This window comes from Ruegeria haliotis, assembly GCF_013377785.1.
Classification (GTDB): Bacteria; Pseudomonadota; Alphaproteobacteria; order Rhodobacterales; family Rhodobacteraceae; genus Ruegeria; species Ruegeria haliotis.
The window spans coordinates 1-12,412 of the sequence record NZ_JABXWT010000022.1 but is presented as its reverse complement, the minus strand read 5'-3'; the positions used below and the strand labels follow the sequence as shown (position 1 = coordinate 12,412).

12 protein-coding genes are annotated in these 12,412 nt (G+C 56.1%); 8 read left to right on the top strand and 4 right to left on the bottom strand.

Annotation, left to right across the window (positions count from 1 at the left end):
- Positions 1-2 precede the first annotated feature (2 nt).
- Positions 3-890: a LysR substrate-binding domain-containing protein gene (locus HW561_RS21140; RefSeq protein ID WP_176867337.1), complete on the bottom strand. Its 888-nt coding sequence runs from the start codon at positions 888-890 to the stop codon at positions 3-5.
- Positions 891-1,114: 224 nt separating this feature from the next.
- Here HW561_RS21140 and HW561_RS21135 point away from each other — a divergent pair, with 224 nt between their 5' ends.
- Positions 1,115-2,470, top strand: coding sequence for an MmgE/PrpD family protein (locus HW561_RS21135; RefSeq protein ID WP_176867336.1), 1,356 nt, complete (start codon positions 1,115-1,117; stop codon positions 2,468-2,470).
- Between the two features lie 199 nt (positions 2,471-2,669).
- Here the strand turns inward: HW561_RS21135 and HW561_RS21130 are convergent, their stop codons facing one another.
- Positions 2,670-4,355 carry a hypothetical protein gene (locus HW561_RS21130; protein WP_176867335.1) on the bottom strand — a complete coding sequence of 562 codons (1,686 nt, stop codon included), beginning with the start codon at positions 4,353-4,355 and terminating at the stop codon, positions 2,670-2,672.
- Between the two features lie 236 nt (positions 4,356-4,591).
- Positions 4,592-5,353 (bottom strand): GntR family transcriptional regulator, encoded by a 762-nt coding sequence (locus HW561_RS21125; RefSeq protein ID WP_235963020.1) that lies wholly within the window; start codon positions 5,351-5,353, stop codon positions 4,592-4,594.
- Between the two features lie 180 nt (positions 5,354-5,533).
- On the opposite strand from HW561_RS21125, the gene HW561_RS21120 reads away from it, so the two are divergent.
- The 7 genes from HW561_RS21120 (at position 5,534) to HW561_RS21090 (ending at position 11,686) form a co-directional block, all read left to right on the top strand.
- A complete protein-coding gene (locus HW561_RS21120; RefSeq protein ID WP_176867334.1) occupies positions 5,534-6,721 on the top strand; it encodes an ABC transporter substrate-binding protein in 1,188 nt (395 codons plus the stop codon).
- A gap of 95 nt (positions 6,722-6,816) precedes the next feature.
- Positions 6,817-7,686: a branched-chain amino acid ABC transporter permease gene (locus tag HW561_RS21115; protein ID WP_176867333.1), complete on the top strand. Its 870-nt coding sequence runs from the start codon at positions 6,817-6,819 to the stop codon at positions 7,684-7,686.
- Between the two features lie 19 nt (positions 7,687-7,705).
- On the top strand, positions 7,706-8,677 hold the full coding sequence (locus HW561_RS21110; protein ID WP_176867363.1) for a branched-chain amino acid ABC transporter permease: 972 nt from the start codon (positions 7,706-7,708) through the stop codon (positions 8,675-8,677).
- Positions 8,674-9,456, top strand: a complete 783-nt coding sequence (locus tag HW561_RS21105) for an ABC transporter ATP-binding protein (RefSeq protein ID WP_176867332.1) — start codon at positions 8,674-8,676, stop codon at positions 9,454-9,456. The genes HW561_RS21110 and HW561_RS21105 overlap by 4 nt, the downstream gene beginning before the upstream one ends.
- Before the next feature lie 3 nt (positions 9,457-9,459).
- Positions 9,460-10,182, top strand: coding sequence for an ABC transporter ATP-binding protein (locus HW561_RS21100; protein WP_176867331.1), 723 nt, complete (start codon positions 9,460-9,462; stop codon positions 10,180-10,182).
- Positions 10,183-10,189: 7 nt separating this feature from the next.
- Positions 10,190-10,867 carry an aspartate/glutamate racemase family protein gene (locus HW561_RS21095; RefSeq protein ID WP_176867330.1) on the top strand — a complete coding sequence of 226 codons (678 nt, stop codon included), beginning with the start codon at positions 10,190-10,192 and terminating at the stop codon, positions 10,865-10,867.
- 162 nt (positions 10,868-11,029) lie between these two features.
- Positions 11,030-11,686: a L,D-transpeptidase gene (locus HW561_RS21090; RefSeq protein ID WP_176867329.1), complete on the top strand. Its 657-nt coding sequence runs from the start codon at positions 11,030-11,032 to the stop codon at positions 11,684-11,686.
- 476 nt (positions 11,687-12,162) lie between these two features.
- Here HW561_RS21090 and HW561_RS23745 read toward each other — a convergent pair.
- On the bottom strand, positions 12,163-12,412 hold a 250-nt coding region (locus HW561_RS23745; protein WP_211198722.1), incomplete at its 5' end, for a hypothetical protein.

Genomic DNA, 12,412 nt, shown 5'->3' with positions numbered 1-12,412 from the left:
GGTCAGGCACTCATGTTTGCGGCGGCCTTGAACAGCCAGTCCTGGAACAGTCTGACCGGTGGCGTAATGGGTTTGTCCTTGAGCTGCACAAAATAGGTCCACGGGCTTTCCAGATCGAATTTGAAAGGTTCGATCAACAACCCTCGCTGCACATATGAGTTGGCCAGTGATCTTGGCAGCGCGACGCAACCCAGTGATTTGGCCGCCATCTCCATCGCTAAATTCGAAGCATTTGTCCGCAAACCCTCCTTCTGGTTCAGATTGGTCAGCCCGAAATGCAGCGCTACGCGCTCCCAATAGGCAGGGCGACCCAGGATGTGGATCAGGGGTGCATCCTGCAATTGTCTGGGATCGGTCAAGGGGGCGCCGTCGACCAGAAACCCGGGCGCGCAAACAACGGCCAGTTTCTCGACCCACAGACGTTTCATATCCGCTGTAACGTCGTCGACATGATTGATCGTTAGCGAGATATCTGAAACGTTAGGCTCGACATCTGTCCAGACAGTGCCATGCACCGTCAGATCGATGTCCGGGTGCACCGCGTTGAATTCCCGGATTACATCCGGCAACCAATTCTCAGACAGGCTGATTGGGCAGGACACCACCACCTTGCGCGCGTGCGAATGCTGAATCACCGATTGCGTGGCCACGTCGATTTCCTGTAGCGCATGGCGTACCGAGGGCAGATAGGCCTCACCCACATCGGTCAGCGACAGGGACCGGGCATGGCGTACGAACAGGGGCCGACCGATGAATTCTTCAAGCGAGCGGACATGATTGCTGACCGCCGATTGGGTGCAGTTCAGCTCGACAGCGGCGCTGGTAAAATTCAGGTGGCGGGCGGCGGCCTCGAAGGAACGCAGGAAAGTCAGGTGGGGCAGGTTCATCATGACAGGTGTTCCTCAGACAGGGCACAAAGCCGGAGAAGTACCCCGAGTGTTCGGAGTGATGTTCCCGCGTGAATCGTTTCCCAAATTCATACGCAAAAACGGGCGCGGTCATAGCCACAAATATTCCGGGGTCATTGCCCCATGATTGTTTTCGTGCTGCGCTGTGGGAACATGCCTAGTTTTCTACAGATACCGGAAATCCGAAATAGCATTTGCAGGACACCGTGACAGACACATTTGAAACCGTTGCAGATTTTACCCTTGGCAGCCGGGTCGAGGATTTTCCTGACAGCACGCTCAGGGCGGCCGCGCTTATGCTGCTGGATACGCTTGGAATCACCATCGGTGCGGGTCCGATGCAGGCCGGGCGGATTGCGCGGGACAGCGCAGCGGCGCTTTATGGCGCAGGTGAGCAGGGGTTTGGTGCCCGAATGCTGTTTGATGGCCGCAGAGTCAGTGTCGCGGGCGCGGCTTATGCCGCTGCGACACAGACCGACAATCTGGACGGTCATGACGGGTATAACCCGACCAAGGGTCATATCGGGGTTGTCGTGGTTCCGGCACTGGCGGCGCTGGCGGAAACCATTGGTGATTTCTCGGGGCCCGAGGCGCTGGCAGCGGTGACCATCGGATACGAGGTCGCGGGTCGTGCCGGGATTTCCCTGCATGACACGGTCAGCGACTATCATACGTCTGGCGCATGGAACGCGCTGGGGGTTGTCGCCATGGCGGCGCGTCTGCGGGGTCTGAGCGCTGATCAGATGCGCCAAGCCATGGGTATTGCTGAATACCATGGACCGCGCAGCCAGATGATGCGCGAGATCGCCAACCCAACCATGTTGCATGACGGCTCGGGTTGGGGCGCGCTGGTGGGCGTGTCCTCGGCGGTGCTGGCCGAGAAGGGCTTTACCGGGGCCCCGGCGATCACCATCGAGGCTGAGGAGGCCGCGCCGCATTGGCGGGATTTGGGTACGTTTTGGCAGATGGAACATCAATATGTGAAACCATATCCGATCTGCCGTTGGGCCCATGCGGCAATTGATGCGACCCGCGCGTTGATCCGCGATAACGACCTGACGCATCAGGGCATCGCAGCGATTCAGGTGAACACGTTCCGCGAAAGCGCCTGTCTGTTTCAGGGCATGCCGGATGATACCTCCAAGGCGCAGTACTCGCTGCCTTTTGCTGTCGCCACGATGGCGGCGCATGGGCGGATCGGTGTCGAACACATCACCGGGGCCGGTCTGTCTGATCCGCTGGTTGCGTCAATTGTCGAACGTATTTCGGTGGCCGAGGTTGCGCGCCATTCGGACCGCTTCCCAAAATGCCGTTGTGCCGATGTCAGCATAACTCTGAACGACGGCCGTGTGCTCGCCTCGGGGGATGTACATGCGCGCGGCGGACCCGAGGCGCCGATGTCTCAGGACGAGGTGGTGAACAAGTTCATGGAATTTGCCAGTCCATCGCTTGGTGCATCCCGCGCTGCGGCCATTCGCAACGCGGTTCTGGGGCTGCAGGCATCCGGATCGAAATTCTCGGACCTTGGCGCGCTGATCTACGACGCGGCCGGCAGGACCTGATATCAAGGCAAAACGAGTGCAGCCGCGACTATCGCCGGGGATATGAGCGACAGTCTTGCTCAACTCAATGTCTGGGATCCTGATGGCAAGCTTAGCCACGTCGCCGTCACAGCAGATAGCTGAACTAGAGACCAAAATTAGGCGGAAACGCTATTTGAGGAAACTGCGGTTCCTGCCGAAAGTTTGTTTCGGCGTGATGTCACAGGGCCGGGGTATCACATCCAGGGCGCCGATACACTGTCAGGCCACCCACTTGACCAACCCTTTCATAGTCTTGCCATGCGTCGGCAAACTTTGGAATTTGAGAGAAGAATTCAATGTAGTCGAAAGGTGTACCCTTGAAATATCGCTTGTCCTTTCTGGTATCCACAACAACCAGTTGAGGGTTCGTGCGAAAGAAATCTGAGATCGCCAAGCTGCGTGCAAAATCCAGGGTCTCTTTGTACTTTGCGCGAGATTCGGGATCGGATGTCAGACTAAGCTGGTGCGCGGCCCCGGGAAACAACCACAACGCTGGGGCACGGTTTGATGGCTGAGCTTTGGCATAATTTGCCAATGGAAAGCCGTGAATCACACGCGCGCTGAAGACCTGTACCGTCCTTTGACCGTCGGGGCAGGTAAAATAATCAGCCACATACGCAGTACTGCCGTTTCGATAAGTCCCAAAGAGTAAAATTGGGTTGATCAGCAATATGGCGGCGATCAGCCCGATCAGTCCGAAGACCCGTTTCCTTGCTTGGGATCGGGCCAATTCGAATGTTGCCCAATTCAGCGCGAGGAACAGACCCGCCACAAGCGGGACTCGATGATAGCTCCAGCCTTTTGATTGGAGCACGTAGATCGCGAAGGCCGCACAAACAACCGCGATCAGCGCCCAGGACGCGCGCGTTCCTCCGTGGTTTCCTAAAACCATAAGTACAATCAAACCGAAGAAAACTGGCAGCACTGTCAGTTTCCTCAAAACGGCCCAAACCTCGGATTCGTAGCCCCCATAAACTTGCATCGCCAGCGGGATCACGTCGTTAAAGTATGCAGGGTGCAGCAAGCGAGCGGCAACAACATAGGCGACCATCAATATGACTGGCACGCTGTGTTCAGCCTTTGAAACACAACGGAACGATTTTTCGACAAACATGCGATGCAACGCCAAGGCTAACGGCACCAGTACAAAATAGTGTTTGATGGCAATGCCAAAGGTAGCCCAGATTGCAATGATTATCCGCTGCCTGCGCGGGCATTCATAGTCTACCAATGCCAAAGTAAGGTAGGGCAACAGGAAGACCACGAAGAGATGCTCTCGCTGCCCAAAATCTTTCAGCGGAACAATGGCTAGTGCAATTGCCCCGCAAGTCAGAAAGCCGATCCGCATCCAATCCGGCACTGATTTGTCCTGACGCAGAACACGCTGCGAAAGCACAAGCGAGACTCCGGACAGGATCAAGACGTAGGTTTGGAAGGTTGCTGTCGGCGACAGATCAAAGCTTTTTGCCAACCAAACAGGTGGAACCGTAAGGTAAAATGTCAGCGGAGGATTAAGCTCAAGGATTTCTTCGTAAATGGGTGTGCCGTCTAGCCACCACCGCGTGGAAATCAGATACCAACTGACATCGTGATTCAACAGCGACCCAGACAACAAAAATGTAGCGCAGATCAAAACCAAGGCCGGAAACACAAGATCACGGATCATATGCAGTACCTTAACATGAAGAGCGAAAACACCGGTCTGACAATGAGAGCCGCAAGAAAAGCAACAAAGGGCGCAAACCTCAACAGTACAATGGAATAATGAAGGTGAGCGCCACCCGAACTCAGGTGGTGACGTAGAACTGCAACACTTGATGTTTGTCATACTGTGAATGACGAAATGTCGACCGGCGATGGGCACTGAACGTGGAAGCGGCTGCACGCTCCACCGGAGTTGGTCGCAAACTTTGACAATCGGTTGGCAATCCCGCTGCAAGGGCACGAGATCGGGGTTGGCTGGGGGCGGGAAAATCTCGGGAAGCAGGCGTCGTTCGGCGTCCGCGTACTATCGGTGTTGCACATCACGCTCTTTGCCCAGCGACATTCTTGTCTGCCCTGACACTCCAAGACCTTTGCGAAAGACCCGGAGCCCGTGTCCTACATGCGGCCGGTGAGTATCTTTGCCAGGTCAGGTTCGGCCTTTTGGCTTTGTTCAAGATCGAGGCCGTTCTGAACGTGAAGGATGTGATGCCGGATAGAGTCCTCTGCCGCCTGTGGGTCACCATCGGCGATTGCTTCGATAATCGACGCATGTTCGTCATCGGGACAGGTGGAGCTTCGGTTGGCTCCGAACAGGGCAACGATCAATGACGACCGTGTCACCAGCTCTCGGACGACACGCGTGAGAACCGTATTGTCGTGACATCGGGCCAATTCCACGTGAAAAGCCCCCGAAAGCCGGATCATTTCGGTGCGGTCATCCTTTGTGCGGGCGATGTCTTCCTGTTCGATATGTCGTCGTAGGGCGCTTAGCCCGGTATCGCTGACGCCGCGTGCCAATTCACGGACAATGCCGGTTTCAATCATCAATCTGGCGGCAAAGACCTCGCGAGCCTCATCCGCGCTGGGGCAGGCGACATACGCACCCCGATTGGATCGTAAATCAACGATGCCCTGACTGTCTAGCAGCAGCAGGGCGCGGCGGACACGCATGCGGCCAACACCAAACGTCTCGCACAACGCTGCTTCGCTCAACTTGGTTCTCGGAGCGAGCTTTTGTTCCATGACTGCCGAGTAGATGCGGTCGACGATCATCTGTTCATCGGGGTCGGTTTGCATGGTGTTGAGCTTTTGTTGGGCGTCGTTCGTCATCTCGATCCATATTGGCAGAAAGGGCTGGACGATTGCTAATATCTGCAAGGCCCTGTTCTGACAATATATGAGCGCCTCGTCGACAATGGCAACAATCGTGTCGATAAAAAGTGTTGACAAAGATTGTTAACAAAATGGTAATTGAACTGCACGTCGAGATTCGACTGATGGTGCAAATTGATCAAAAACGTCCGGCAGAGGCGTGGAACCCTCAGTAGGGAGGATAAAATGAAACGCAGAACTTTGATGAAAACGTCCGTTGCGCTGGCCGTGTCGGTTTCCGCAATGGCATCGGCTGTATGGGCCGAAAACCCGGTTCTCAAGATCGGATTTGTAGGGGTGACATCGGGTCCGGCCGCAGCTTGGGGAATCTCCAATCAACGCTCGATGGAGGCCCGCGCCGACTGGATCAATGAATCCGGCGGCTACAAGATCGGGGACACCACTTATGACATCGAGATCGTCTCGTTCGATGATCAAAAAGACCCCAAGCGCGCCATTGCCGGTATGGAAAAGATGGCGCAAGAGGGCATCCACTATGTGGTTGGGCCCAACGTTGATGACGGGGCCGCTGCGGTGCGCCCCGTAGCCGAAGCGCAGGGCATCATGTATTTCCCCTATGCTTTCCCAAAAGAACTGTACACGGCGCCCGCGTCGAATGCGGTTCTGGGCATGGTCGCAAACTATCAGTCCGGTCCGGCAATCTATAAGTATCTGCGCGATGAGAAAGGCGTTCAGACAGTCGCTTTCGTGGCCGCGAACGAATCCGATCCACTGAGTCAGCGCGACGGAGGCATCGAGGCCGCCAACGCACTTGGGCTAGAGGTCGTTTCTGACAACGTCACGTATCAGGTGGATACCACAGATTTCACGCCGGTCCTGACGCCTGTTATGCGCACCCAGCCCGACCTGCTGGTTCTGTCCGGGGTTTCCCCAGCCAACGCACCGCAGCTGATCCGTTCAGCGCGCGAGCTTGGGTTCCAGGGCGTCATCTCGACCGAAACCGCGCAGGACGCAACGGTATTGCGCGAAGGGGCAGGGGACCTGGCCAACGGGTTCATCTCTGTCGGCGGCGCCTCGACACCGGAAATCGCATCCGATGACATGAAGGAATTCGTCAAGCGCTATACCGATATGTTCGGCGAATACAACGACGAGTCGAACACCAAGGTCTATGCGCTGGAGTACATTCTGGCGACGTTGAACGCGAACCCCGCCGGCATTGACGATGTCAGCGCGTTCCAAACCACCATGGATACATTCGAAGCGCCCAACCCCTTTATGAATGGTGACGCAAAGATGCGATATGTCGGGTCTACATCGTTCGGGCAGAAACGTCAGATCGCGGTGCCACTTGTGGTGAATGTCTACCAGGACGGTAAATTCGACACGCTGTTCGTCGCAGAAGTCGACTGAGGTAAGACTCCCAGACACAGGGCAAAGCCTAACGAGCAACTCACTCCCCGGGCCGATAAACGGCCCGGGGCACGCGAACCTTACGCGGGACAATCATGGAACAGATACTAGCAAATGGCATCTACCTGGGCGCGCAATATGCGATGATCGCCCTGGGTTTGACGCTGATTTTCGCCCTGATGAATGTGCTGAACTTTGCCCACGGGCAAATGTACGTTCTGGGTGGATTCGTCACTTATACGTTTTATGGGCAACTGGGTTGGCCGTTTGTGCTGGCGTTGTTGGCTTCGTGCATCACGCTTGCCGTCCTCGGCGCGCTGATCGAGAGATTTCTGTTCGCACCCGTCATCCGAAGGTCCAACCGCGAGGAAAGCACAATGCTGCTGGCGGCGGGACTGGCCTTTTTCTTCGATGCGGTGATCTTGCTGGTTTTTGGCGAAAAACAACGTGGTGTGCCCAAGATCGTCGACGGGGTTTTCAACTGGGATTTCAAGTTGATCATGCCGTATGACCGCATTCTGATCTGCGTTTTGGCCATACTGTCGATCGTCTCATTCATCCTGTTCATGCAATATTCCAAAACCGGTCGCGCCCTGCGCGCGCTGGCACAGGACAGAACCGCAGCGCAGCTGATGGGCGTCAATGTCGCGCGCTATTCGATGATCGGGTTTGCGTTGGGCGCGATGCTGGCCGGGCTGGTTGGCGGATTGCTGGTGACTATCACGGGGGTCAATCTGGGTATGGGCGGACCGACCTCGATCAAAGCGTTCATGATGGTGATGATCGGTGGTGCGGGGGTGATTTCCGGCGCGATTGCGGGTGGAATCATCCTTGGCTTTATGGAAGCCATCGGTTTGGCAGTTTTGTCGCAATATGGCGACATCACCTACCTGCTGATCTTTGTATCGCTGATGATTTTCCTTGCCATCCGCCCGCAGGGGCTGATGGGCAAGCCGTGGGGTTAGAGCCGTGCCAAAACTGAATATGATCCAATGGGCCGGGCTGGCGGTGTTTCTGCTGGCGATCTTTATCGCAGTGCCTGCCTTCGTCGTGGCCTCGGGCAGATCCGATTTGTACTATACACTGACCTCAGTGGCGCTGCTGTCCATCGCCAGCGCGGGCGTCTGGCTGACCTTCTATATCGGTCGTATCAATATCGGTCAGGGTGCCTTTGCCCTGATCGGAGCCTATGTCTCGGCCATTCTGGTGACAAAAGCGGGCATGTCTTTCTGGCTGTCGTTGCCACTGGCCGGGTTGTTCGCAGCCGCCGTGGCGATTGTGATCGGTGTGCCGATCCTGCGCTTGCGTGGTGTCTACTTCGCCATGATCTCACTGGTGCTGACGCAGGTGGTCACGCTGACCGCTTTGGCTCTGCCAATTACCAATGGGGCAAAGGGCATCACCTCGATCCCGCTGCCAGGTGGTATCTCAATCTTTGGCCTGACGCTGATCCCGGATTTTGCAACGCTGGAAAACCCCAGGCTGGCCTTTTACTACGCGGCCTGCGTGCTGATGGTGTTGACCTTCGCGGCCATGTACCGGCTGGTGAACTCGCGGCTTGGCCACCTGTGTCGGTCGATGCAACAGAACGAGGAACTGGCAAGTTCCATTGGCGTCAACATCTCGTATATCCGCGTCATCGTGTTTTCGATTTCGTCCTTTCTGGGCGGCATTGGCGGCGCCATGTTTGGATCGATCGCGCAGTCGGTCTATCCCTCCAGCTTTCAGGTCGCGGACAGTGTGAACTTTATGCTGAACTGCTTCCTTGGTGGTCTGGGATATGTGTTTGGTCCGATGCTGGGCACGCTGGTGCTGTATTTCGGCTGGGACCTGTTGTTCGAACTTGGTCGCTTTCAATTGCTGGCCTATTCCAGCCTGCTGATCATCCTGATGCTGTTTCTGCCCAACGGGCTGCTTAGCCTGCGGCTGCCGGGCAAGAAAGGAGCGGACAGATGAGCCATCTTCTGGAAGTCCGGCATGTCACCAGGAAATTCGGCGGTTTGACAGCCAACAGCGATATCTCGTTCAACGTGAATGAAAACGAAATCCTCTCGGTGATCGGGCCAAATGGGGCGGGGAAGAGCACGCTGTTCAAGATGATCTCGTCCTTCCTGCCCACGACCACCGGCGAGGTACTGTTCAAGGGCGAGCGTATCTCGAACCTGAAACCGCATGTGGTGGCACGCAAGGGTGTTGTTCGAACGTTTCAGGAAACCACGATCTTCAAGTCGATGACCGTGCGCGAAAGCATCATCGTCGCCCAGCATTTGCGGGCCCGCGCCTCTCTGGCGGGGTATTTCTGGGGCTCGAGGATGGCGCATGAGGATGTCGACAGCTTTGGGCGATATGCCGACGATCTGATTGAATTCCTTGGCATGACCGAGATTGCCAATGAGCAAGCCTCAAACCTGCCGCAGGGCAATTTGCGGGCGCTGGGGATTGCCATCGGCCTTGCCACTGATCCCAAGGTCCTGCTGCTGGATGAGCCTTTTGCCGGTATGAACCACGACGAGACCATGAAAATGGTCAATCTGGTGCGCAAAGTCCGCGACGACAGGGGCGTTACCGTGCTGTTGGTGGAACACGACATGCCAGCGGTGATGAATATCTCTGACAGGATCGTGGTACTGAATTTTGGCGAAATGATCGCCGAAGGCACGCCCGCGGAAATCCAGAACAACGAAAAGGTCATCGAAGCCTATCTAGGCAGCGCAGATGACGAGATCGGGATCTGAGCCATGACAAAGATGTTGGAATTCAAGGATGTCGAGCTTTACTACGATCACGTCTATGCGCTGAAAGGTGTGTCGATCGATCTGGAGCAAGGTGAAACAGTTGCCCTGATCGGTGCAAATGGGGCGGGCAAAAGTTCAATTCTGCGGGCAATCACAGGGCTGGCCAAGGTCAAATCTGGTTCGGTTGCGTTTGAGGGCGAGCAGATAGACGGGGCCAACCCTGCCGAGATCGTGTCCAAAGGCATCGCCATGGTGCCAGAAGGACGGCGCGTTTTTCCTTACATGACAGTGAAGGACAACCTGCTGATGGGGGCGTTTACCCGGTCAGACAAGGCAGGCATTCAGCAAACGCTGGACTCGGTGCTGGCAAGATTTCCGCGCCTGAAGGAACGTTATTCTCAGTCGGCCGGAACCCTGTCGGGTGGCGAACAGCAGATGATGGTGATCGGGCGCGCGTTGATGGCCAAACCGCGGTTGCTGCTGTTGGATGAGCCGTCGTTGGGGATTGCGCCCAAGCTGGTGCAGGACATTGCCCGATCCATTGTTGCCATCAACCGCGACGAAGGTGTCTCGGTTCTGCTCGTCGAACAGAACTCGCGTATGGCGCTGTCCATTTCCCACCGCGCCTATGCATTGACCACCGGAAATGTGGTGATCTCAGGAAATTCCAAAGAACTTCTGACCGACCCCCGGATCAAAGCCGCCTATCTGGGCGGAGAAGTGTGAGGATGTTGTGAAACTGCTCGTCGTCAATCCCAATACCACCAGTTCCATGACCCGAAAGATTGAAGCAGCGGCGCGTGCCGTCGCGCATCCCGAAACCGAGGTTATCGCCACGAACTCGCAAGAGGGACCACCCAGCATTCAGGGCTATCTGGACGTGTCCACCTGCGTTCCGGGGTTGTTGGATACGGTGGCGGCTTATCCGGATGTGGATGCAATCGTCGTTGCCTGTTTCGATGACACAGGGGTCGATGCGGTGCGCTGCGTCACCTCGGCGCCGGTGATCGGAGTAGGCGAGGCGGCCTATCACGCGGCGTCAATGATTAGTCCAAAATTCAGCGTCATAACCACGTTATCGCGGTCACTGGCGGGATTAGAGGCCAATCTGTTGCGCTATGGTCTGGATCGCCGCTGTGTCCGGGTCCGGGCCTCGGATGTCCCTGTTCTGAAGCTTGAGGAAAACGACCCTCAGACCATCGACAAGATCCGGGCAGAGATCCGCGCGGCCATTGATGAGGATCGAGCCGAGGCTATTGTTCTGGGCTGTGCGGGCATGACCGATTTGATGTCGCAGCTTTCGGGAGAATTCGGCCTGCCTGTCGTTGACGGCGTCGCATGCGCGGTCACCTTTGCCGAAGCGTTGGTGAAAGCCAAACTGACGACATCCAAGTTGTGTTCTTATGCGTGACAGGCAGCGATTGACCGACAGTTATTTGTCACAGGGCTGATCGGATGCATCAATCGTGATCAGAAACCTCTTGATGCTCAAGCTATCAGGGGCATTATGAGTCGATACTGATGGCTGGACCATGCCACCAGCACAACATGATTGTGAATCAGGATCGGGATTATGCTGACGAGACGTCATTTCATCCAGACAACCACTGCGCTGTTTTCAGCATCGGTGTCCGGCCCGGTATTGGCCAACACCTGGCCCACGGGTTCGCAGAAGGCCAGTTGGGACGCCAGGGTCACGCCACTTGGATATGATGCTGCTACGTCCAACCCATGGGGGGTGCACGAACGCTTTCTGCCTCGACGGGTCCAGGCGAATGATGGGCTGATCCCAGGCGACATTCATGTCGATGCGGTAGCGCGCTATCTTTATCATATCGAAGACGGCGGTACGGCGATGCGTTATGGCGTCGCCATAGCACGTGGAAATCTGTACGAGCCGGGAACTTACACCATCCGGCGCAAGGTCGAATGGCCACGCTGGACGCCAACGGCGTCCATGATCGAGCGCAATCCGGAGTATGCGCAATTCAAAGACGGAATGGAGCCCGGTCCGACCAACGCCTTGGGCTCTCGTGCATTGTACCTATACGTCGGGAACCGCGATACTTACCTGAGGATTCATGGGACGCCGCAACCCAAAAGTATTGGCGGCCGGGCCAGCTCGGGCTGCGTCCGCATGATCATGGCCCACATCAACGACCTTTACCCAAATGTCAAAGTGGGCTCGACGGCTTATCTGTATTCTGCCGAGGACACAGTTACTGGCTGAAAAGCGCCATTGGGCCGGGCGGTCGATTGATTGCCCGCCTTGATGCTTATGCCTCACGCGCGACGCAGATTGGACCACCATTCGTTGCACGTAGGGGGATCAAGGTAGTCTCAACGGGTCCGCTGTATTCGTACCAATAACAGTTGTCTTGCGGTAGAAGCCGCGCGGTGGCCAAATTTTGCCCCGGTGCGGCCAGGGCTTGAACGGATTCAGGAAGATTCCCAATCCGGTTTGCCGCATTGCCAGCCCCCGACAGTTGCTCGGAACACCCGGCTGTGACTGACAGCGCCGCGAGGACGGTTAAAATTCGTATTTGCATATACTCTGTCCAATTTTGATTACGACGTGTTGTCGCGAGGTTCGCAATAGTGTTGCTATCCCACAGGCTTCAATGGCGCAGATTAGTTTAGCAGAGCAGCGCTGTATTTCGCTAACAAATTGAACAACGGGTCTTAAGGCCCTGGTTGTTGTAAGAGTTACTTGCATTGGACCGCAGGGAATCTTGAGGTCCTATCATACCATCCGAAAGCCATCGCCACGATCACCAACAAGATGCCAATCAGGGCAAGCATCGCAGCGGATATTGGCATGCCCTTGCTGATTGTGGCCAATACGCTGCGTCTGTTGAAGGTCCAGACAGATAATACAGACTGACCCAGCCCCTTGATCCGGGCCATTGAGGTGTTAGTACTCCGTTCCTGTTTCTTTCTCGTGATTAGGTTGCGG